14 protein-coding genes are annotated in these 23408 nt (G+C 65.6%); 5 read left to right on the top strand and 9 right to left on the bottom strand.

Annotated features, from left to right (window positions below):
• Window positions 1-103: 103 nt before the first annotated feature.
• The 5 genes from ACLJEU_RS14190 to ACLJEU_RS14170 form a co-directional block, all read right to left on the bottom strand.
• A complete protein-coding gene (locus ACLJEU_RS14190) occupies window positions 104-601 on the bottom strand; it encodes a TraR/DksA family transcriptional regulator (protein WP_414661792.1) in 498 nt (165 codons plus the stop codon).
• 96 nt (window positions 602-697) lie between these two features.
• A complete protein-coding gene (locus ACLJEU_RS14185) occupies window positions 698-1255 on the bottom strand; it encodes a hypothetical protein (protein WP_414661793.1) in 558 nt (185 codons plus the stop codon).
• A gap of 195 nt (window positions 1256-1450) precedes the next feature.
• Window positions 1451-2401: an SMP-30/gluconolactonase/LRE family protein gene (locus tag ACLJEU_RS14180; protein WP_414661794.1), complete on the bottom strand. Its 951-nt coding sequence runs from the start codon at window positions 2399-2401 to the stop codon at window positions 1451-1453.
• Window positions 2402-2492: 91 nt separating this feature from the next.
• The gene (locus tag ACLJEU_RS14175; protein ID WP_414661795.1) at window positions 2493-3959 is read right to left on the bottom strand and encodes a DUF1501 domain-containing protein; all 1467 of its coding nucleotides are present in this window, start codon (window positions 3957-3959) and stop codon (window positions 2493-2495) included.
• 4 nt (window positions 3960-3963) lie between these two features.
• The gene (locus ACLJEU_RS14170) at window positions 3964-6402 is read right to left on the bottom strand and encodes a PSD1 and planctomycete cytochrome C domain-containing protein (RefSeq protein WP_414661796.1); all 2439 of its coding nucleotides are present in this window, start codon (window positions 6400-6402) and stop codon (window positions 3964-3966) included.
• 308 nt (window positions 6403-6710) lie between these two features.
• On the opposite strand from ACLJEU_RS14170, the gene ACLJEU_RS14165 reads away from it, so the two are divergent.
• Both ACLJEU_RS14165 and ACLJEU_RS14160 read left to right on the top strand, forming a co-directional pair.
• Window positions 6711-9701 (top strand): DUF7133 domain-containing protein, encoded by a 2991-nt coding sequence (locus ACLJEU_RS14165; RefSeq protein WP_414661797.1) that lies wholly within the window; start codon window positions 6711-6713, stop codon window positions 9699-9701.
• Window positions 9698-11206: a hypothetical protein gene (locus tag ACLJEU_RS14160; RefSeq protein ID WP_414661798.1), complete on the top strand. Its 1509-nt coding sequence runs from the start codon at window positions 9698-9700 to the stop codon at window positions 11204-11206. The genes ACLJEU_RS14165 and ACLJEU_RS14160 overlap by 4 nt, the downstream gene beginning before the upstream one ends.
• Before the next feature lie 435 nt (window positions 11207-11641).
• Here the strand turns inward: ACLJEU_RS14160 and ACLJEU_RS14155 are convergent, their stop codons facing one another.
• From ACLJEU_RS14155 to ACLJEU_RS14140, 4 genes are all read right to left on the bottom strand, one after another.
• Window positions 11642-12679, bottom strand: a complete 1038-nt coding sequence (locus tag ACLJEU_RS14155) for a Gfo/Idh/MocA family protein (RefSeq protein ID WP_414661799.1) — start codon at window positions 12677-12679, stop codon at window positions 11642-11644.
• A gap of 85 nt (window positions 12680-12764) precedes the next feature.
• On the bottom strand, window positions 12765-15905 hold the full coding sequence (locus tag ACLJEU_RS14150; RefSeq protein WP_414661800.1) for a TonB-dependent receptor: 3141 nt from the start codon (window positions 15903-15905) through the stop codon (window positions 12765-12767).
• 119 nt (window positions 15906-16024) lie between these two features.
• The gene (locus ACLJEU_RS14145; RefSeq protein WP_414661801.1) at window positions 16025-17569 is read right to left on the bottom strand and encodes a hypothetical protein; all 1545 of its coding nucleotides are present in this window, start codon (window positions 17567-17569) and stop codon (window positions 16025-16027) included.
• Window positions 17566-18441 (bottom strand): 3-keto-disaccharide hydrolase, encoded by an 876-nt coding sequence (locus ACLJEU_RS14140; protein ID WP_414661802.1) that lies wholly within the window; start codon window positions 18439-18441, stop codon window positions 17566-17568. The genes ACLJEU_RS14145 and ACLJEU_RS14140 overlap by 4 nt, the downstream gene beginning before the upstream one ends.
• A gap of 113 nt (window positions 18442-18554) precedes the next feature.
• Between ACLJEU_RS14140 and ACLJEU_RS14135 the strand changes: the two genes are divergently transcribed.
• From ACLJEU_RS14135 to ACLJEU_RS14125, 3 genes are read left to right on the top strand one after another with little or no spacing between them, the layout of a single operon-like run.
• A complete protein-coding gene (locus ACLJEU_RS14135) occupies window positions 18555-21482 on the top strand; it encodes a PVC-type heme-binding CxxCH protein (protein ID WP_414661803.1) in 2928 nt (975 codons plus the stop codon).
• Window positions 21472-22275 carry a DeoR/GlpR family DNA-binding transcription regulator gene (locus tag ACLJEU_RS14130; protein ID WP_414661804.1) on the top strand — a complete coding sequence of 268 codons (804 nt, stop codon included), beginning with the start codon at window positions 21472-21474 and terminating at the stop codon, window positions 22273-22275. The genes ACLJEU_RS14135 and ACLJEU_RS14130 overlap by 11 nt, the downstream gene beginning before the upstream one ends.
• Window positions 22272-23402 carry a Gfo/Idh/MocA family protein gene (locus ACLJEU_RS14125; protein WP_414661805.1) on the top strand — a complete coding sequence of 377 codons (1131 nt, stop codon included), beginning with the start codon at window positions 22272-22274 and terminating at the stop codon, window positions 23400-23402. Before ACLJEU_RS14130 ends, ACLJEU_RS14125 begins: the two co-directional genes overlap by 4 nt.
• The last annotated feature ends 6 nt before the right edge of the window (window positions 23403-23408 follow it).

Here is a 23408-nt window from a genome sequence, read left to right as displayed (position 1 = left end):
CTGCTTCAACTCCATGCCGGATGGAAGCCGGCGCTCCCACGTTAGGCGGCGTGACGAGGGCGCGCCGCCGGTACCTGCCTCAGCCGGCAGACCCGGTCGTTCCTTACATCTTCGCCCGTTTGCCGCGGAGCGTTGACTGCGCCTCGAGTCGTTGCGCGGCGTCGCGCGAATAACGCGCCCACGGAATTGCCCGCAGGCGTTCCGGCGGAATCTCCGCTCCGGACTCCTCGCAGCGGCCATAGCTGCCCTCGCGCAGCCGCTGCAGCGCGCAATCGACTTCAAACAGCTTGTCCTTCTCGGCGCCGAGTTCCGCCCACAGGACGTCGCGCACGCTTTCCTCCTGCGCGGTATCCACGAGGTCGACGCCATGACTTTCCGCGAGCAACGAGGTCTGGTGCGCGTGGTCCGCCTGGGCCCGCAGCAGCCGATCGCGCAGGTGCAGCAGGGTGCGGTAGTGCCAGTGCCACTGCGGTTCGATGCGGACGGCTCCGGAGGAATTCGGGGTCGTGCCCGACGGGACGCTCGGAGCGGTGGTGCGCGGATTCGCAGCGGCTTTCCCCACCGTGGCAGCAGACTTGGCTAGGTGTGCGGGGGTTTTCATGGGCGCACCATACGCCTGGCGCACCTGGCGTGCATCGCGGAATTTGCCCAGCCCGCGGCATATTTTGCGCGCTGCGGCTGACGGCTGCCGCGCAGCTCAGATTGCCGCGGGCGGTTTCGGCGCGGCGACCACCAGCTTTACCTTCATGCGCGCGAGCCGTTGTAAATCGTGCCACTCTTCGCGGAGCGGCCACCAATCGTACAGGTAGATCTCTAGCGGCCGCCACATCGCGACCCAGCCCACGATGATCAGGCCTTCGCGCATGACGCTGGCCAGCTGCGCCGGCCCGAGCGTCGCCGCGAAACTGCTCAGCCCGAGGCACAGGGCGAGAAACAGGAGTCCGATGGCGAGATTCGCATGACCGCGGCGCAGCAGCAGCCGAAACTGCCGGCGCTTCAACTCGGCCCGCGTGGCGAAGTAGTGCTGGACCGCGCTTTCAGTTTCCGCGGCCTGCTCGGGATTCGGCGTCGCGCCAAGATGGACGATGAGCTCGAAGCTCCGGCTGCCGTGCGATTCGCGCGCCGAGCTGACGATGAACTCCTCCGCGTCATGATCCAGATCGCGATCGAGAAACGGCGACGGATCCATCGAGTTGAACAGCTGGTTCAGCTCGCGCAGCTTCAGTCGGATCGGAGCGGGATGGGAGGACGTCATGGAATAAAGGCCACTGCGGCCCGGGCTGAACTACGCAGAAAAACTCCCGCGAATCACGCGAAGGAACGCGAATGGCCGAGGAGAGAAACCACCCGAGCACGCTCACGGTTCACTGTCGCATGAAGGCCGATGATTTCTTCGACTTATTCGCGCCTCTTCGCGTGATTCGCGGGCAATCGATCGGACGTAGGCGGCTCACCGCGCCGCGCCGGTGACCGAGACCTGGATCGAGTAGAGCGATTTGCGGGCGGTCATGAAAAGCGTCCGACCGTCGGCGCCGCCAAAGCAAAGATTGGCGGGACCCTCGGGCGTCAGGATCTTGCCCAGCCGACGGCCATCGGCGGCGAAGATGTGCACGCCGTCGCCGGCGCTCGACCACACCCGGCCATCCCGATCGACGCGAATGCCGTCGGGGCCGCCCTGGTCGATGGTGCAGAAGACGCGGCCGCCGCTGAGTGTGCCGTCCGCCGCGACGTCAAAGATCCGGATGTGGCGCGGCGCGCCGGAGTCGGCGATGTAGAGCTTTTTCTCGTCGGGCGAGAACGCGAGCCCGTTAGGCTGCACGAAATCCTTCACCACCGCCGTCGTCCGGCCGCTCTTCGGATCGTGACGGTAGACATAGTTCCCCGGCTGCTCCTTGCCCTCGCGCTGCTTGGTGGTCGGATTGGTCTTCAAGCCATATTCGGGATCCGTGAACCAGATGCTGCCGTCCGAGTGGACGACGACGTCGTTGGGCGAATTGAGTTTCCGGCCTTCGAAGGCATCGACGATCGTACGCACCGTGCCATCCTTCTCCTGCACGGCGACGCGTCGGCCGGTGTGTTCGCACGTGAGCAGACGACCGGCGGCATCGAGCGTGTTGCCGTTGGCGTTGGCACTCGGTTTCCGAAAGGTGGTCACGCCTTCCTTCGCCGACCAGCGTTTCAGTTCGTTGCCGGGAATGTCGCTGAACACCAGATGGCCGTCGGACGCGATCCACACCGGGCCTTCGATGAAGCCCATGTCGCCGGCGACTTTTTTGACCGTGGCACCGGCTGGCACGCAGCGGGCGAACTCGGCGGGAACATCGAGGTGAAAGGCCTGCGCGTGAAGCGCCGCGGTGCTCGCGATCGCGAGCACGAGGGAGGGGAGGAGTGGGGTCTGCATGGGGAGTGGGGTGGTGATGGAATGACAGCGACGTCGCGCGCAACGCCGGGCGGCAGTCGGGCCGCTGCGGTGGGGCGCGCCCGGCGCAAGGCTAGGCCAGCAGCCGCGTCAGTACGTTGCCGTGTACGTCGGTCAGGCGGAAGTCGCGGCCCTGAAAGCGGAACGTGAGCTTCTTGTGATCGACGCCGAGCAGGTGGAGAATCGTCGCGTGGATATCGTGCACGTGCGCGCGATCCGTGGTCGGGTTGAAGCCGAGTTCGTCCGTCTCGCCGATGACCGCGCCGGCTTTCACGCCGCCGCCGGCAAACCACATCGTGAACGCATCGATGTGATGATTGCGGCCCATGGTGTCGCGGTTCTCGCCCATCGGGGTGCGGCCGAACTCGCCGCCCCACACGACCAGCGTGTCTTTGAGCAGACCCCGCGCCTTCAGGTCCTGCACCAGCGCGGCCTGGCCCTGATCGACCTCGCGGCAGACGCGCTCGAAGTCGCTCTGCAGGTTCTCGCCCGGGCCGCCGTGGCTGTCCCAGTTTGTGTGATACAACTGGACGAAACGCGACCCGCGCTCGACGAGGCGGCGGGCGAGCAGGCAGTTCCGGGCGAACGACGGCGTGTCCTTGTCGATGCCGTACAGCTTGAGCGTGGCCTCGCTCTCGCCCTTCAGGTCGATCAGTTCCGGCGCGCTCGTCTGCATGCGCGACGCCATTTCGTACGCGGCGATGCGGGTGTGGATCTCGGCGTCGCCGGTCTCGACCGCGCGCTGGAGATTGAGGTCGCGAATGGCATCGATCGCCTGCCGCTGCCGCACGGCGGAAACGCCCTCGGGGTTCGTCAGGTTGAGAATCGGGTCGCCGTTGCCGCGCAGCGGCACGCCCTGGAACGTCGTCGGCAGGAAACCGCTGCCCCAGTTGACCGCGCCGCCACGCGGACCGCGCGGACCGGATTGCAGCACCACGAAGCCCGGCAGATCCTTGGATTCGCTGCCGAGGCCGTACGTGATCCACGAGCCCATGCTGGGCCGACCGAACTGCCCCGAGCCGGTGTTCATGAACAGCTTTGCCGGCGCGTGGTTGAAAAGATCCGCCGCGCACGAATGCACCATCGTGATGTCGTCGACGATGCCCGCTGTGTAGGGGAAAAGGTCGGACACCCACGCGCCGCTCCGGCCGTGCTGCTGGAACTTCCGGCGCGTGCCGAGGAGCTTCGTGCCGTGGCTCGAGTCCATGAAGGCGAAACGCTTGCCCTCGATCAGCGACGGCGGGATCGGCTGGCCGTTCAACTCGACGAGCTTGGGCTTGTAGTCGAAGAGCTCGAGCTGACTCGGGCCGCCGGCCATGAACAGATAGATGACGTTCTTCGCCTTGGCCGGAAAGTGGCCGGGGTGCGGCGCCATCGGATTTGGCAGGCCGCCGGGCGCGGCCCCGTACAGGTTCCGCTCACCGAGCATGGAGGCGAGGGCGATGCCCCCGAGGCCCATGGCGCAACGGCTGAAGAAATGCCGGCGCGTGAGGTCACCGAGCTGCTGGGCGGGATCGAAGGGGGAAAAGGGCGGCGGCATGGGACTATTCGCGGGTGATCATTTCATCGAGGTTCAGCAGGACGCGCGCGACCGTGGTCCAGGCTTCCTCGGGCGTGGCGGGCGGCTCGTTGCCACCCGGACTCTGCAGCAGGCGCAGCAACGCGGCCAGGCGCTGCACCTCGTCGGCGGACGGCGCGCGTGCGACGCACAGCTTGAACGCGAGAGTGATCTTCGCGGCGTCGTCGGGCCCGCCCTCGTTTTGAATGCGCTTCGCGAGCGCGCCGGCAAATTCGAAGAACTGGCGATCGTTGAGCAGCGTCAGGGCCTGCAGCGGCGTGTTGGAACGCAGCCGGCGCGTGCACGCGCTGAAGCCGTCGGCGGCGTCGAAGACCGCGAGGGCCGGATGCGGCGTCGCGCGCCAGAAATGGGTGTACAGCCCGCGCCGATACCGGTTGTCGCCGCTGCTCGCGGTCCAGTCGCGTTTCACCTGGCCGAGTTTCATCACGCCGTCGGGCTGGGGCGGATACACCGGCGGGCCGCCGAGCGTCGGTACCAGCAGCCCGCTGGTCGCCAACGCCACGTCGCGCACGATCTCTGCATCGAGCCGCAGGCGCGACTGGCGGGCGTAGAGCTTGTTCAACGGATCAACGATCTCCAGGTCCGGTCGCACGCGCGAGGACTGGCGGTAGGTCGCCGAGTTGACGATGAGCCGGTGCAGGGCCTTCAGGCTCCAGTGCCGGGCGACGAATTCGGTCGCCAGGTAGTCGAGCAGCTCGGGATGAGTGGGCGGGATACCCTGCGTGCCGAAGTCGTTCTCGGTCTCGACGAGCCCGCGGCCGAAATACTGCTGCCACACGCGGTTGACCATCACGCGCGCGGTGAGCGGGTGCTTCGGGTTGAAGAGCCACTGCGCCAGATCCAGCCGGGTGGGCGTGGCGGCGTTCAGCGGCGGCAGGACTTTCGGCGTACCGGGCGTGACGGGGTCGCCGGGGCGGGTGAAGTCGCCCTTGATGAAGGTGACGGTCTTCCGCGGCGCCGGCAGTTCCTGCATGACGAGCGTCGTGATCGGCTTGGGCTCGCGGCGCTCGAGGCGCCCCAGCTTGGCATTGTTGGTCCGAAACTCCGCACTTGCGCCGGGCATCAACGCGTAGAGCGCGCGCTTGTGGGCGAGCGTCATCTTCTCCCACGGCACCTCAAGCGCCTCGCGGGCGGTCGCGCCGAACTTGACCTTCGCCGGCATGTCGAGCGTCGCGACCCAGGCCGTCACCGCGCTGCCATGCGTATTGAGAAAGCGCTCGAGCTCGGCGCGGGTCTCATCGAGTTCGCGCTGCAGGCCGTCGGCCGACTCGATCTCCTGCGGAAACGCGAGTGTGCCGCCGGGCGAGTTCTTGCCGTGACCGTCCTCGACCGTGTTGTTGAAGAAGGCGAAGAGCTGATAATATTCCTTCTGCAGGATGGGATCGAATTTGTGATCGTGACACTGCGCGCAGCTCACGGTCAGACCGAGAAACGCGGTGCCGAAGGTGTTCACGCGGTCCATGACCGATTCGATCCGGAACTGCTCGGGATCGATGCCGCCTTCCTGATTGATCTGGGTGTTGCGGTTGAAACCGGTGGCCACCTTTTGCTCGACGCTCGGGTTCGGCAGCAGATCGCCCGCGAGCTGCTCGATCACGAAGCGATCGTACGGCAGATCGCGGTTGAGCGCGTTCACGACCCAGTCGCGGTACTTCCAGATCTGACGCGGTGCATCGATCGAGTAGCCGTTGGAGTCGGCATAACGCGCGACGTCCAGCCAGGGCCGGGCCCAGCGTTCGCCGTAATGCGGCGAGGCGAGGAGCCGTTCGACGACCCTGGCATAGGCGTCGGGCGAGCGGTCGGCGGCAAATGCGGCGACTTCCGCCGGCGTGGGCGGCAGGCCGGTGAGGTCGAGACTGACGCGGCGCAGCAGACTGACACGATCGGCTTCGGGCGCGGGCGCGACGTTTTCCTTGTCCAGCCGCGCGAGCACGAAGCGATCGATGGAGTTGTCATTCCAGCCGGCGCGCTTCACCGCGGGGGGCGAGGTCCGGACCGGGGCGGCGAACGCCCAATGCACGTCCTCGACGGCAGGCTCTTCGCTGGCCGGTCCCGTCGCGCCGGCATCAATCCACGCGCGAATCGCCGCAATCTCCCTGTCCGCCAGCGGCGGTTTCTTGTACGGCATCTGCGAGATGTCGTCGTGGGTGCCGAGGATGGCCTGCAGCAGCACGCTCCCCGCGGAGTCGCCGGCCTTGATCGAAGTGCCGGTGTCGCCGCCCTCCCGCAGGAAGGCGAGGGTGTCGGCGCGCATCCCGCCTTTCTGCTGGGAAGGACCGTGACAGCGGTAGCAGTGCTGCTTCAAGACGGGCTTCACGTCGCGCACGTAGTCGACGGGCGGGGTGGCGGCGGGAAGCGCGGTCGCAAGGACCGCTCCGACGGCGGCGAATTTCCACGAAAGCATTGGGCGTAAGGAACGCATACTACGAGCGGAGCGAAAGGAAAATGTGACGATTTACGCGCGAGGTGCCGCGGCCCGGTCGATATCGCTGCAGGGGCGTGGCTTGACCACGCCCCGAGGGGCGGACGAGCCTCGCCCCCTGCGAGATCGCGCCGCGGTTCCCGCGCACAAGTAACTGAACGGTTGCAAACCCGCATTCCCGGCTCGACGTGCCTGCCCATCTTTGGCGAACGTGGAGCGCCATGCCCCCCACTTGTTTTGGACCCGGACTCCGCGGCGTCGTTTTGCTGGCGCTTGCGGTCGCTCAATCTGTGTCTGCCGCCGACTCCGCCCCGCCGGCCGGCAATGAGGAGGTCAAGAAAATCATGGAAACGTACGCGGGCCGCGGGACGCTCAGCGACGGCACCAAGCCGCTGCCTCCCGCGGAGGCGTTGAAGACCTTCACCGTGCGCGAAGGCCTGACGATCGATCTCGTGGCCGCGGAGCCGGCGGTGACGCAGCCGCTCTTCATGAGTTTCGACTCCAAGGGCCAGTTGTGGGTCACGCAGTACATCCAGTACCAATACCCAGCCGGCCTGAAGGTCGTGAGCTTCGACCAGCATCTGCGCGCCGTCTTCGACAAGGTGCCGGAGCCGCCGCCGCGCGGCGTGAAGGGCGCGGACAAGATCACGGTCTTCACCGACAAGGATGGCGATGGCACCTATGAATCGCACCGCGACGTCATCACCGGACTCAACATCGCGACGGCCGCGGTGAAGGGCGGCGGTGGCATCTGGGTGCTCAACCCGCCGTACCTGCTCTTCTATCCGGACGCGAACGACGACGATCTGCCGGACGGCGATCCGAAGGTGTGCCTGAGCGGTTTCGGCCTCGAGGACACGCACTCGGTGGCGAGCAGTCTGATTCTCGGTCCGGACGGCTGGGTCTACGGCGCGACCGGCAGCACCACCACGGGCAACGTCAGCAGCCGCGTCTCGAAGAACGTGCGCTTCGTGGGCCAGCACATCTGGCGCTACCACCCGAAGACCGAGGTGTTCGAGATTTTCGCCGAGGGCGGCGGCAATACCTTCAGCAGCGAAATCGATGCCCAGGGCCGCGTCTTCAGCGGCACGAACGCGGCGCAGCGCGGCATGCACTACGACCAGGGCATGTCGGGCGTAAAGGGCTTCGGCAAACACGGCACGCCCGGCAATCCGTATGCGTTCGGCTACTTCGAGCACATGACGACGAAGAGCGACGGGAAGCGCTTTTCCCAGGCGTTCTGCATCTACGACGGCGATCTCATGGCGAAGGAACTCGGCGGCCGCATCATCGCGCCGAATTCGCTGCACAACATGGTGTACGTCAGCCGGCGCATCCCGGACGGCTCGACGTTTCGCATCGAGGACGATCCGCCGCTCGTGACCAGCCGCGATCGCTGGTTCCGGCCGGTCGACGCCAAGGTCGGGCCCGACGGCGCCGTGTATCTGGCCGACTGGTACGACACCCGGCTCAGCCACGTGCGGCCGATCGACGACTGGAGCAAGACCGACGGCCGCATCTACCGCATCCGGCCAGCGACTGCGTCGATGAAACGAGAGCCCTTCGATCTCCACACCGCCACGCCGCTGGTCCTGCTGAAGTATCTCAACCACGAGAACCGTTGGTTCCGCCGGCAGGCCGCGCTCGAACTCGGCTGGCGGAATGAAACGCGTTCGCTGCCCGCACTCGAGGCCCTCGCGCGCGACAAGGCCAACGTCCACGCGTTCGACGCCCTCTGCGCCATCGAAATGCTCGGCGGCATGCGCGACGAACTCGCGTCGGAACTGCTGCGTCATCCGGATCCGTACGTGCGGCGCTGGGTGGTGCGGAGCGCGGGCGACGACGGTGACGTGAGCCCGGCGTTGGCGTCGGCGTTGCAGGAACTGGCCGCGCGCGAGCAGCACCCCGAGGTGCGCACGCAACTGCTCGCCACGGCGAAGCGCCTGCCGCTCGCGCCGTGCCTCGCGCTCGCCCGCGTCATGATGGAGCGCGATGCGGATCAATCCGACAAGCGCCTGCCGCTGCTGCTCTGGTGGGCGCTCGAATCTAAATCCGAAGTCGATCGCGGCGCACTGCTCGCGCTGTTCAAGGATGCCGCACTCTGGCGTCATCCGGTGGCGCGCAGCCACGGCATCCATCACCTCGCGCAGCGCTGGGCGATGGCGGGCGGTCGCGAGAATTTCGAGGCGTGCACGAAACTGCTCGATCTCGCCCCGCAGCCCGCCGATCGCACGCTCGTGATCGAGGGCATGGCCGATGCGTTCGAGGGCGGGAAGATCCCGGAACTGCCCCCGGCGCTCGCGACCGCGCTCAACACACACCTCGCGAGCAAGCTCGACACCAATCTCGCGCTGGCGGTGAAATCCGGCAACGCGGAGGCGGCAAAGAAGGCGCTCGCGGTGATTCGCGACGACAAGGCGCCCACGGCCAATCGCGTCGCGCTGGCGCAGGCGTTTGCCGACGCCGGCAATCGCGAGGTGATCCCGGCGATCATGCAAATCTTCACCCGCGCCGGCAACCCGACCGTCCGTCAGGCGCTGCTCCCGATTGCGGCCAAGTTTCCGGATCAGGATCTGGCACTCGCGGTGATCAAGGGTTACGAGGCGCGTTTCTCGCAGACCGCGCCGCTCAAGGACGGCACGCATCGCATGCTCGCCAGCCGGCGCGAGTGGGCGCAGCTGTTCCTCGAGGAAATCGATCGCTGGTTGATCCGCGCGCGTGACGTCGCGCCCGACGTGGTGCGCCAGATGGAGCTGTACCGCGATCCGGCGCTGGATCGGCTGATTCAAAAGAATTTTCCGAACTCGGGCGGCAAGTTGAGCAGCCAGGAGAAAATCGCCGAGCTCAAGCGGATGAAGGGCGTGCTGGCCGGCGGGCGTGGTGACGCCATGAAGGGCAAGGTTCTCTTCACCCAGAAGTGCGCCGCGTGTCACATCCTGTTCGACGAAGGCGGTCAGATCGGGCCGAACCTCACCGGCTACGAGCGGACGAGTCCCGACTTCTGGCTCGTCGGCGTGCTCGATCCGAGCGCGGAGATTCGCGAAGGCTACAACGCCTATCTCGCGCAGCTCAAAGGCGGGCAGACGCTCATGGGCATGATTGTGCAGCAGGATGCTGGCACCGTGGTCCTCAAGGACATGGCCGGCCAGAAGCACGCAGCCCGTACGAGCGAGATCGAGAAGCTCGACGTGTTTCCGCAGTCGCTGATGCCGGAAGGGTTGTTGAACGGCGTCGATGACGCCGCGCTCCGCGACCTCTTCGCCTACCTGAGCAAGCCATGAGCCGGAGAACGGGGTGGAGTGTGACGGTGATGGTCCTGGGGCTCGCGGTGGCGGCGGGCGGGGTCGCTCGCGGCGAAGAGCCGCGCGTGCTGCGGGCCGGCGCGGCCGTGGGCGACATTACGCCCGAACTCGGGACCATGATCATCGGCGGCTTCAGTCCCACGCCGGCGAAACACATCCACGATCCACTGCAGGTCCGCGCGCTCGCGCTTGACGACGGCACGGTGCGGCTGGCGCTGGTCGTGTGCGACAACATCGGGTTGCCGCGCGAAGTCTGCGACGAGGCCAAGCGGCTGACGCGCGAGCGCAGCGGCCTTGAGGCTGCGCGTATCCTGATTTCGTCGACGCACACCCATTCGGCCACGGCGGCGGGCACGGAGACGTCGCTCGGGCCCAACGGCGGTCGCGCTTTGCCGGGCGAGCCGGTGCCTGCCGGTGGCTTGACCGCGTACCAGCGCTTCATCGCGTCGCGCATCGCTGACACCATTCAACGGGCGATCACGCACCTTGAGCCCGCGCGGATCGGGTGGGGCAGTGGACGCGAGCCTGACCAGGTTTTCAACCGGCGCTGGCATGTGTCGGACGAAGCCTTGCGGCGAAATCCCTTTGGCGGCGTAGATACGGTTCGGATGAATCCGCCCGCGGGTTCGCCGGCGCTAGTCAAACCCGCCGGCCCGACCGATCCGGAGATTTCATTCCTCTCGGTGCAGGCGATCAACGGCCGGCCCATCGCGCTCTACGCCGCCTATTCGCTTCACTATGTCGGTGGTGTCCCCGCGGGCGTGGTGTCGGCGGACTATTTCGCAATGTTTTGCAGTCGCATTGGCCAGCTGATCGAGGAAGGCCGCGGTGCGCCGCGCGATCCGGCCGCGCCGCCGTTTGTCGGCCTGCTGGCGAACGGTACCAGCGGCGACGTCAACAACGTCAATTTCCGCGCCAAGCGCGCCCAGCAGCCGCCCTTCGAGCAGATGCGCAAGGTCGCGCACGCCGTCGCGGCCGAGGTGTATCGTGCGTATCAGACCATTGAACACCGCCCCTGGGTGCCGCTCGACTCCCGGCTGGAGGACCTGACGCTCGCTTCACGCCGACCGACGCCGGAGATGATCACGCGCGCGCGCGAACTGTTGGCGCGCCCCGCCGGCGGTCCGGGCTGGCATCCGCTCGAAAAGGCCTACGCCAATCGCGTCCTGCAGCGCGCCGAGGCACCCGCGACGGTGCAAGTGCCGCTGCAGGTGTTGCGCATCGGCGACGTCGGCGTGCTGACGCTGCCCGTGGAAACGTTTGCCGAGATGGGCCTCGAGTTGAAGGCGAAGTCACCGTTCGCGAAGGCGTTCGCCGTGTCGCTCGCGAATGGCTATCTCGGCTACATGCCGACGCCGGCGCAGCACCAACTTGGTGGGTACGAAAGCTGGGTGGGCACGAATCGCGTCGAGATTGACGCCGCGCCGAAGATGTCCGCCGTGCTGCTGCGGCTTGCTGGCGAAATCGCACCGAAGACGCCCTAACCAAGAGCGTGGAGAAGAGCTCCCGCGAATCACGCGAACCGACGCGAATTTCGCCGTCACGAATCAGTCCGGCCACCCCCCTTGGATGTTTTTTGTAGGGTGAGCTCGCCTTTCCCTCTCTTCTTATTCGCGACGATTCGTGTGATTCGCGGGCTGTTGAAGTTTTTTGGCCTATACCAATCGCTCTTTGGTTTTGGACTTTAGCCGTGGCTACGAGCGCCAGCGAGTGGCGGTTCGGCCACTCGCTGGCGCTCGTAGCCACGATCGATCCAGAAGTCCAAAACCAAAGAGCGATTGGTATTAGTACCTGGCCAATCTCGGCTGACGCAGTCGCGGATGATGCTGATGGTGCGGATAACAGAGTCGTCCGCTTCATCAGCGTCATCCGCGGTCAAGCGGGCTGCACGAACAATTGGAGCGGCTAGCCGCCGCCGTTTACTTCAATTCCTTCAGCTTCACCTCGCGGCCGAGTTCGGCGGAAAGGTCGGCGGCAAGGACGACGCGGTGCGATTTGATGCTCTCGGCCAGACTCGTGAGCGGCATGTCCTCGCCGCGATCGAGCGCGGCGAAGAACGCCTCGAACTGGCTCTGATACGGGTGATCGGACACGTCACCGGAATCGAGCATCTTCATCGAAAGCGTGCTCCACGCGTGCTTGTTGAGCCCGCCGAGCTGGTTCGAGTGAAACTTGTTGTCGAGGAGCGAGCCTTCGCTGCCGACCAGATGCGTGTGGAAATAGTACGGCTGGATGCAGTCGATGACCGAGGCGACCTTTCCGATGCGACCGCCGCTGAACTTCAGGATCGTGACCGACGTGGTCGCATATTCGTACTGCGCGAACACCTTGTTCTGCGAACGCGTCGAGTAGCTCGTGACCGCCTCGACTTCCCCGCCCATGCACAGGAGCAGCGCGTCCATCGCGTGGCAGCCGGCCGAAAGCAGGCTGCTGCCGCCGTCCTTCTTGGCGGTGTTCCAGCGAAACTGCCCGTACCACGGGCCGATGCCATGATAGTAGTCGACCTCGCCGTAGTGAATCGTGCCGAGGATGCCGGCATCGATCACGGACTTCGTGACCTGGAACTGACTCGAGAACCGGCACTCGAAACACACGCAGGTTTTCACCTTCGCCTTGGCGACCGCGGCGGTCACGGCCTTCGCGTCCTTCAACGACAGCGTGATGGGTTTCTCAAGGATGATGTGTTTGCCGGCCTTGGCCGCGGCGAGGACGTGCTCGACGTGTTGCGACGGATAGCTGCAGATCGAAACCGCGTGAATGTCCGGGCGCTTCAGCATCGCCGTCAGATCCGTGTACGATTGAATCGCACTGCCGTGCCGGGCGCTGAGTGCGGCATCGTCCTGCGGCCGCGACGAAAACACGGCTGCAACCTGCGCATGCGCGGTGGCATTGATGGCCTGGATGTGAGCGGTCGCGACCCAGCCGTAACCGATGACTGCAACGTTGTATTTCTTCATGAGGGGTGAGGAGTGGTTCAGTGAAAGCGCGATTCGCCGCGCCCGCTGACAGACGGAATCGATGGATTCGGTTTACGCCGAAAGGTCAAAACGAACCTTTCAAGCCGAGAGCGAGGGCGATGCCAAATTCCGAGGTGCGGTTCTGGCGCGCGTAGGCCGGCGTCGATGATCCGTACCAGAGCAGTTCCTGGGGCACGTTGAGGACATTGCTCGCGCTGGCGGCGATCGAAAGCCGGCGCGTGAGCTGATACGCGGCATTCAGATCAAGCGTGGTGCGGGCATTGAAGTACGTGAAGGCATCGGGACCGAACGCCGGCTGTGCGGTGCGCTTGTCGAGTCCGCGGTAGTTCCATTTCGCGACGAGCGTCACGCGCTTCGCGCTGAACGAGACGCCCCAGTTGCCGGTCTTCGGAATGAAGCTTGTAAAGTCCGCCTGGCGGTTGCCCTCGAGCTCCATCTTGGTGCCGTTCGCAAACACGGTGAAGTAGCTGCCCCAGCGGCCGAGCTCGCGCAGCGAGTGGCGCAGGTTGAACTCGACGCCACGGATGCTGGCGTCACCGGCGTTGAACTTCGTGCTGACGTTCCAGCCGAGATAACGCGAATCGAGCCCGAGTTCCTGCAGATCGGCCGCGGTCGCGATGCGCACGTCGGTGCCGAAGAAGTTGGAGATTTCCTTCTGGAACACGCCGGCGCTGAACACGCCGCCCTGCTGCGTGTAGTATTCCAGCGAGACGTCGTAGTTGTCGGCGGTCCATGGACGCAGGGCGGTGTTGCGGACGGTGATGTTGCCGCGGACGATCGCGGGATTGTTGATGTCCTGCTCGTTCAGATCGTTTTCCGCGAAGGTAGCATTCGGGATGATGTCGAGAAAGTCGGGGCGGCCGTAGGTCTTCGCGTACGCGGCCCGCAGCAGGAGGTTTTCGCGCACATCGAAGGTCAGATGCAGGCTGGGATAATAGCCGTCGTAGCTGCGGTTGGCTTTGTAGGCGCGTTCCTTCCGGGTCAGCAGCAACTCCTGCATTGAGCCGACGGCGCCGGCTTCCGTCTTGCGGATGCGCGCCCCGGCGGCATCGCGGGCAAACGCCCCGTTCGCCGTGCGCACAAAGACGGCCGCGGGATCGACCAGCGGACCTTCGCCCTTGTCCTCCGTCTTTTCGAACCGCACGCCGGTGAGCACATTCAACCGGTTCTTGAAGAGCCGTGCCTCGCCCTGGAGGTACAGCGCGGAAACGGTTTCCTCGATGAACTCAGAGTTGGTAATCCGGTACGTCTCCTGCGCCACGCTCTGCGCCGGCGTCTGGGTGAACAGCACGGGATTCTCCTTCCACGCCGTGTAGGCGCGGTTCACCGACGTCCACGGGACATTGCTGTAGCCGTAGTGTGAGTCCTGATTCCGGTAGGACTGCATCAAATACGGTGCCGGAGTTTCAAACGTGTTCGGGTTGCCGTCGGGACCGTTGTAGGTCCAGGCGATGCTCTCCTGCCGGGAGTCCACCGTCAGCGAATTCTGATAGGCGCCGGCCTGCAGCGAGGTCGGGAACGGGAAGAGGTTGAAGCGACGGCGCACATTGAGGTTCGCCGCGCGGAACGTGGAGTTGTTGTTGTACGGTGCCTCGGCCGCGGTCGTGACGCGGTAGTTGGCGATGTTGTACGGATCGACCGGCTGGTTGGTGTTGTCGAAGACGCTGATTGTGCGCGGGCGATCGAGCACCACGTCGAGCAGCGACACCCGCACCGGATTCGTCAGCGTCGAGGTGAGGCTGCTGAAATGCCCGGAGTTCGGCCGCTCGCGGCCCGAGGTCGAGCCGTTAACGCCGGCCTCGATCTTCCACTTGCCGTCGTCGAAGCGATAGCTGAGGCCCGTGCCATTCGTGCTGCCCTCGAACGATTGCGCGCTGCCCGTGAGGTTCACGGCGCCGCGGCCGGTCGCACCGACCGTGGAGTTCTCCGTGAAACTGAACGGCGTGCCGCCCGTGATGGACGACGTCGCGACCGTGCCGGCGTTCATCGCCCAGCTGAGCGTGCCGATGTAGATCTTGTAGCGGTTCATCTGGCCGGTGAGCGACAGGACCGAGTTCGGCGTCACGCGCCAGTCTGCCTTGAGACTGAAGGTGGTGCGCATCTGGCTGCGCGGGCCGTCCTGCAACGTGAACTGCTGGAGGTAGGGCTTGCTGAAGGTCGCGCCGGTGCCCGCGGCGTTGGCGTTGAACAGCGTGGTCGCGAGGTGCTGCTCGTTGTACTTGTTGCTCTGGAAGCCGGTGACGACCACGCCGAAGTTCTTGTTCACGGGCAGCGTCGCGTCGAAGTCGAAGCCGGCCAGAATCTTTCGGGTCGGATGATCGCCGTTCGAGTGCGGGGTCTTGTTGAACGTAAGGTTTTCGTGGTTACCGACGAGGCTGAGGCCGTAGTTAAACTGGCGGCGGCTGCGTTCGAATGCGCTCTTGCTGACCATGTTCACCGAACCGGCGAGGGAGTCGGCGGGAGTGGACGGCGTCGGGACCTTGGTCACCTCGATGCGCGAGACATTGTTCAGCGCCATCGCGTTCATGTTGAAACTGCGGGTGGGTGTGGCGTTGGCCGACACCAGCGGCGCGCCGTCGGAGGTGAAGGCGGTCTTGTTGCTGCCCATGCCGCGCACGGACACACCGACAATCTCGACCTCGCTGTATTCCGCGGTGAGGCCGGGGATGAATTTCAGGAACTCGCCGACGTTGCTGCCGAGCACGTCGCCGAAGGAGTCGGTCGACATCACGTTCTTCAGGTTCGGCGCGAACCGCTGCTCGTTGATCGCGATCGCCTTGCCGTCCGTTTCCTTGTCGGACGTGACCTTGAAGCTGTCGAGTTTCACCACGCCGCTCGAGTCGCCGTAACGCGCCTTGCTGGTGAGCTCCACATTTCGCTCCGTGCTGCCACCGCTGGTGACGGCGAGCGGGATCTGCTGGACGTCGAGATCGGTGTAGAACACCTCGAGCGTCACGTTGCCCGCCGGCACATCGACGAGCCGGTAGAAACCAAACTCGTCGGTGTACGTGACCAGGTCGGTGCCTTTCACCGCGACGCGGGCCTTGTTGAGATAATTGCCGCTGGCGACGTTCTGCACGCGGCCGGTGAGGGTGCCGGTGGCGGCGGCGGACCGCGTGCTCGGTTGTCCGAGCATGAGCGGGGTGACAGCCACGGTGCAGAGCAGGAGGAACGCGAGGTGCGGAAGGGCGAGACGATGCTTCATGGTGGGCGGAGAACTGCGGGAGAGGCCTGCGTCGGTGGGAACGAAGGACGACGTCCTTCGGTGGGAGGAAAACGAAACGCTAACGTGGCGGCACGGGCCGCGGTGAACGGGCGTCCGGCCTAGTCGCGCTCCGGGGCCACGTTGCCGTAGCGCCAGGGTTGACCGGGTGCCGTCAGCTTGGGGAATTCCGGCGGCGGACTGGGCTTCATCGATCTAGCAAGTGCGATGCCGGTCTCGGCGAATTGGCGGCCCGCGGTGATTTCGAGATTACTATAAGAGGTGAGCCGCGTCTCGTAGCCGCCCCCCTTGTCGCTGAAGGCCTCCTCGGTCGGCACGTAGCCCACGCAGCCATTCGCCAGCTCCACGGGAAACGTGAATGCGAACGGGCTGCCTTTTTTGATATCGAGGCCGTACTGTACAAAGTATTCGGCCGGATTGCTCACGCAGACTGCCGGCCCAACCTGAATCGCCTGCACCTCGACCTCCACCTTGGGTTCGATCGCGATCAGGTGCGTCAGCATCAACGTCTCCTTGGCGAACGTCCAATCGACGAGATCCGGACCACGCTTGCCTTGGGCGATCGTCGCGCGCGCCTTCGCCACGCGATCGGCCGACGGGACGCGCCGGGCGATCTGCCACGTTTTCTGTTTCGCATCGAGGGCGATGGCCCGGCCGCGCGGCACACTTAGCAGGACCTTCGCGGCTTCGGCGCCGACGCGGCCGCCGACGAACTGGGCCCACGCTTCCCCGGCGGGGCGAGGGTGGGGACTGCGGTTGTCAACCTGGGTGACGTCGCCACAGGCACCGGCGAGGAACACCACCGGCGAGCGCGAATCCATCGCGCCCTGCAGCGTGCGCTCGAGGTAATAGATATAGTTGGCGGAAATGCCGCCCGGGCTCGTCGTCGCGTGACACGAGAAATTCACGATCGTGCCGAGCAGTTTCCCAGAGAGGTCCCACGCGCCTATCACACCGACCTGCGGATCGATCGGGCCCGCGTAGTCGATGATGTCGGGATTCATCGCGCCCGGATGACTCCAGCTCTGGCCGTTCTTCATCCGGAGCCGCCGGTTGAAAGCAACCTTGTCCTCGTGGCCGTAGCCGAAGCCCAGTTGCGCCGGCACGCGCGCGGCGTCGGCGGCGCGCACACCCTGGACAATTTCGTTGATGACGCGCAGCAGGTAGCCGGCGTTCGCCATCGAGGATTCCTCGTAGGCGAGCGTGCGAATGTCCTCGGGCGCCGTGTCAAACTGCCCGGGCAGCACCATGCCGGTCGGGCCGGACGAGTGGGAGTGCGACGCGCCGATCATCACGGCATCGCCGGGGATCTTGAGCAGGCGTTCGATCTCCTTCCGGGCGTCGACCACGACGTGCCGCGGAACGGTCAGTGAATCGAGGCCGATGAGCACCACCTTGCGCGTACCGTCGTCGAACAGGGCAACGCGGACTTTGCAGGGATCGTGAAACGTGCGATGAAACGACTTCCCGTAGCCGCCCGGCTGTTCCATGCCGATCGCCGGCGTGATGTCGCGCTCGGCGAAGCCGGCCTTGATCCCCGTATCCGCCCCGCGGGCACCGCCGCAACCGAGCAGCAGGAGCGTCAGCATCGAGATCACCGGGGAGCGCAGGCGTCCCGCCTGCCCGGCACGATCGAGGGAGTTCATCGCTTCAGGGGATGAAGTTCGATTTTGCGGAAGAAGATTTCAGCGCCCTCGGACTGAAAGAGCAGGCGGCCCGATTTGAACGAGCCGTCGCGGCCCTCCATGACTTTCACGCCGTTGAGGAAGTAAGTGACGTCGCCGCCCTCGCAGATCGCCTCGATGTAGTTCCACTCGCCGATGGGTTTCTCGACGTCCTTCGCGCCACGGAAGCCGAGCACGTCCTTCCAGCCGAGATCGCGATACTGCCAGTCGATGCGGCTCTTGGTGAATTCCTTCACCGTGCCGTTCGGATCCCAGTTCTTGCCGTTCGCCGCCACCTTCGCGAGCAGGCGGGGCGCGACGATCTTGTCGGAGCCGCGATCGTAGCCGTTGACGAGGATGATGTCACCGGTGCCGCCTTCGATGATTTGATATTCGACCGAGCGCATCCACGGGGACTTGAAATCCTTCGCCGCGTTGCCGTCCTCGCCCTGGCCGTGGAGCAGGATGCCGGAGTCGCGGGTTTTGTTGGCGCGGGGTTCCCACGTGATCAGACCCCAGCGGAATTCGACGATCAGACGATAGTTCGTGTAGTCCGCCTTGGTGACAATGCCGCCCCAATGCTGGCCACTCGACCGAATCGCCGGCGCGCCGTCGACTTGATCCACGACGGTGAACACTTTGTCGGGATCCTGAAGGCCGAACTTGGGCAGCCAGGTGTAGAATGCGGACAGGTCCTTGTGGGTTTTGCCGTTGAAGAGGATGATCGGATCCTTGGTCGGTGACAGCGGCGCCTCATTGGCAGCGAGAACCCGACTGGCGGCCCCGAGGCCGAGCAGAAGAGTGAAGGCAACGCGGAGTGAACGATGCAGGGCGGGGGAAAACGCTTTTTTCATCACGGGCGGATCCGGAGATTGCTTCCGTCCCAACGCATGTTCAAGTATGATTGTTAATGTTCATTTGTGACCAACCCCGTTTCCGGCGTTTTTCGCGCCGGACGTTCGTCAAGGTGATCGCAGCTCTCGCGACGGGAGCCAGCTTCCTGGCCGCGGCCGAACGGCATCCCGCGCAGTCGCCCGCGGAGGCGCTGAAAAATTTTCAGATCGAGCCCGGCCTGCGCATTGAGCTCGTCGTCGCCGAGCCGCTGGTGGTCAACCCGGTCGCTTTTGTCTTTGACGGTCCGGGCCGGCTCTTCGTCGCCGAGGGCCGTGGTTATCCGGACCCGGTCGAGGGCGGCGGCGCCACCACCGAGGGTCGCATCGCGCTGCTCGAGGACGTCGATGGCGATGGTCGTTTCGAAAAACGCACGGAATTCGCCACCGGCCTCGGCTACGTGAACGGGATCACGCTCTGGCGCGGCGGCGTGTTTGTCACGGCGGCCCCGGACATCCTGTATCTGAAAGACACGGACGGCGATGGCCTCGCGGATCAACGGCGCGTCGTCCTGACCGGCTTCGACAACACCAAGACCGCGCAGATTCGCGTCAGTCATCCGACGCTCGGTTTCGATGGAAAAATCTACGTCACGAGTGGACTCAATGGCGGCAAGGTCACGTCGCCCGAGCATCCGAACCGTCCCGCGGTGGTGTTCAATCTCAAGGATGGTCGTTTCGATCCCGACACGTTCGAATTCGAAAACACGAGCGGTCGCGCGCAGTTCGGCCTGACCTTCGATGCCTACGGCCGTCGCTACATCTGCTCGAATCGCCATCCGGTGCTGCAGGTGATGCTCGAGCCGGCGCAGCTCAGTCGTAATCCGTATCTTGGTTTCAGTGACAGCACGCAGGAAGTGTCGAAGGTGGAGGCGGAGGCGAAGGTCGTGACCATCAGCCGCGCCACGATTTCCGCCGATTACATCCCGAAACTCATGGGCGCGCCGCATGCCGGCACGTTCACCTCGGCGAGCGGCGTCACGGTGTTCGGCGGCACGGGCCTGACGCCCGCGCACATGGGCAATGTGTTCATCTGCGAGTCCGCCCAGAATCTCGTGCAGCGACAGATCTTCCGTCCCGAAGGTGCATCGTTTCGCACCGACCCGCCCGATCGTACGAAGGAGTTTCTCGCCACCGCCGATGTCTGGTTCCGCCCCGTGTTTCTCGGCCACGGCCCCGACGGCGCGCTCTACGTGGCCGACATGTACCGGCGTGAAATCGATCACCCGCGCTATGTGCCCGAGGAATCGCGCGGCGGACTCGATTTCGAAAGCGGCAAGGATCGCGGACGCATTTATCGCATCGTGAAAGACGGCCCGCGTGCCGCCGTCGCGGCGATCAAGCGGCGCGGCGAGACCCTCGCCGACCTCGTGGCGGCGCTTGAGTCGGCCGACGAATGGTGGCGCCTCGACGCCCACCGCCGCCTCTTGGAACGCGCCGATCGCGCCTCGGTTCCGTTGGTGGAGAAAGTCGCCACGAGCGCCGCGCGGCCCGAATCCCGCGCACGCGCGTTTTGGACGCTGCGCGGGTTGAAGGGGCTGACGGCCGCCACCATCAATTCTGCGATGCGCGATCCGCACGCCGGCGTGCGGGAACAAGGCGTGCAACTGGCGGCTGAATTCATCGCCGCTGGTCGGACCGCCGAGGTGCTGCCCGCGTTGCTGGCCACCGCCCGCGACGACGATCCGCGGGTGCGCTTCTGCGGCGCACTCGCCTTGGGCGGCGCCACGGAGGCCGCGGTCATTCCCGCGCTGGCGACGATCGCATTGCGCGACGGCGAGGATCGCTGGACGCGCGCGGCGGTCCTGAGCGGAATCGGCGGACGGATCGACGAGTTTCGGGCCGCGCTGCAGCACGAAAAAGCAGGCAACCCCAAGGCCCTCGCCGCCGTGATGGAACACCTGGGCCGCGTTTTCGGTGCCGGCGCCTCGCCCGAAGCGTGCCGTGAATTTCTCACTCAGATGCTCAGCGGCGACAGTGACGTCAGCTGGCGTTATGCGTCGGTGCTCGGCCTCGTCGACGGCTTCAAGGCGCGCGGCGGCGCCAAGGGCGCAGCGGCCAATCCGTTTCTCGCCATCCTTGGCGGCGAAGGAAAGAACACGCCCTCCGTGCAAGCGTTCTTCACCTCGGCTGCAGCCAGCGCGCTTGATGATCGGGCTGCGACGCGGTCCCGCGCCAGCGCGATCGCGCTGCTGGGCTATAGCGACTTCGCGTCTGCCGGCGCCACGCTGGGTAAATTGCTCGACGCGCGGCAACCGCCCGAGGTTCAGGTCCAGGCGGTCCGGGCGCTCGAGCGGATCGGTGACGCCCGCGGCGGCACGCTGCTGATCGCGAAGGAAAACTGGAGCCGCTACACGCCGCAGGTGCGCGAGGCCGTGCTGGCCACGCTCACCGCCAAGCCGCCGCTCATCCTCGTGCTCTTCGACGCGATCAAGGCGGGCGTGATCGCCGCGCCGGAAATCTCGTCGGTGCGTCGCACGCAGCTCATGAAGCACGCCGATCTGAAAGTCCGTGCGCGCGCCGAGGAGATCTTCAAGGATCTCGAGGGCGGCGATCGCATGAAGGTTTATCGCGCGTTTCGCGAGACGCTCGCGCAGAACACCGACGGCGTTCGCGGCCGCGAGGCGTTCCTGAAAGCCTGCTCAGCCTGTCACACCCGCAGTGGCGTGGGCGGCAAGGTCGGACCCGATCTCACCGGCATCCGCAACCAGCCCGCGGATGCGATTCTCCTGCACATCCTCGTGCCCAACTACGAAGTCGCGCCGAATTACCAGACCGTCTCGGTCGTGACGCAGGACGGGCGTTCGCTCTCCGGCTGGCTCGCGGCGGAGACCGAGGGCAGTCTCGCGCTGCGCACGGCGGCGGGCACCGACGAGACCGTGCAACGCAAGGACATCACGTCGCTGACCGCATCGGGCGTTTCGCTGATGCCGGACGGGCTCGAACAGACGATGGCGAAGGAAGACGTGGGCAACCTCGTCGCGTATTTGAAAAGTGAGAACTGAACTCGCACCCCACACGGGGACCGTGTTGTTCGCCGAGGAGCGCCAGCGCGCGATCGAGACCATCGTGCGGCAAAAGGGCCGGCTGAAGGTGTCCGAACTCGCGCGTCACTTCGGTGCCTCGGGCATCACGGTGCGCCGCGACCTGCGTTTGCTCGAAGCCGCCGGCAAGGTGGTCCGCGCCCACGGCGGCGTGATGCACCCGGAATTTCTCGCCACCGAGCCCGGGTTTGAACGCAAGGCAGTCGACGCCGTCGATGCCAAGGTGGCGCTGGCCAAGCTGGTCGCGGTGGAGCTGCCCGAGCGCGGCCAGGTGTTTCTCGACTCGGGCACGACCTGTCTCGAGGTGGCCCGGCAGATTCTCGACCGACGCGATCTGACGATTGTCACGAACTCCCTGCCGGTCCTGCAACTCGCGGCGCACGCGAAGGCCCGGCTCGTGAGCGTGGGCGGCGAAGTGCGCGCCGTGAGTCTCGCGCTCGTCGGCGGCCTCGCGCTCGACTGGTTGCGCGGACTGCGTTTCGACGTCGCGGTGATCGCGGCGTCGGGTCTGGATGCGAAGGAAGGCGCCTCGACGACGGAGTTGTCCGAGGCCGCGGTGAAACAGATCGCCTGTGCCCGCGCCACGCGCCGGGTGCTGGTCTCGCACGCCGCCAAGTGGAACAAACCCGCGGCCGTGGCGTTTGCCGGCTGGGATGTGTTTGAAGTGTTCGTCACCGACGCCCGGCTCACCGCGGGTGAAAAGGCGCTGCTGCGACGCGCGGGCGTGCGAACCAAGGTATTTTCTGCTGAATGAAACCTGTTGTACGGATTGGTGTGATCGGGGGCGGGCTCATGGGCCGTGAAGTGGCGAACGCGCTCGCGCGCTGGTTCGTCCTCGAAAATTTCCCGGTGCGGGCGGAGCTCGTCGCCGTCTGCGACGTCCAGCCGAAGCTGCTCGACTGGTTCCGCCAGGTCCCGACGGTGCGTCAGTTCACGACCGACCACCACGAGCTGCTCCGCAATCCCGACGTGGATGTCGTCTACGTCGCGGTGCCGCACCAGCTGCATGAGGCCGTCTATCTCGACGTGCTCAACGCGGGCAAGGATCTGTTCGCCGAGAAACCGTTCGGCATCGATCTCGGCGCGGCGGAACGTATCGCCGCGGCGGTGAAGGCGAGCGGCCGGTTCGTGCGCGTGAGTTCGGAATTTCCTTTTCTGCCGGGCGCCCAACGCGCGCTGGCGATCGCGGGCTCCGGCAAACTCGGCCGCCTGATTGAGGTGCGAGTCGGTTACCTGCACTCGAGCGATCTCGATCCGTTGAAACCCGCCAACTGGAAACGCCAAACGGCGTTCTGCGGTGAAGTGGGCGTGCTCGGCGATCTCGGTCTGCATGCAGTCCACGTGCCGCTGCGCCTGGGCTGGAAGCCGCAGCGCGTGTATGCCCAGTTGCAGCGCATCTACACGGAGCGGCCGGACGGCAAGGGCGGCGTTGCGCCGATCGACACCTGGGACAACGCCACACTCGCGACCTACTTCGACTATCAGGGCACGCGCACGCCGCTGCGGGTCGAGCTCAAGCGGTTTGCGCCGGGCGAGACGAACACCTGGTACATCGAGGTGCTCGGCACCGAGGGTGGGGTGCGTTATTCGACGAAAACACCCAAGACGCTGTGGACGTTTCGCAGGGAGAAGGAACAGATCTGGGACTCGACCGATCTCGGATTCCAGATGGTGTTCCCCGCGATCACCGGAGCGATCTTCGAGCCGGGCTTTCCGGACATCCTGCTGCAGATGTGGGCGGCCTTTCTCGCGGAACGGGCGGGCGCGCTCGGCGGGCGTTTCGGCTGCGCTACCGTGGACGAAGCGGTCGACAGCCATCGGATCTGGGCGGCGGCGCTGGCGTCACAACGCGCGGACGCTGCCGTCAACCTCCCTGGCTGAACCCGC

Origin of the sequence: Terrisphaera buseokensis, assembly GCF_047521145.2 — a bacterium.
GTDB lineage: Bacteria > Verrucomicrobiota > Verrucomicrobiia > Opitutales > Opitutaceae > ER46.
The sequence above is the reverse complement of the archived record's forward strand: the minus strand, read 5'-3'. Positions and strand labels throughout refer to the sequence as shown.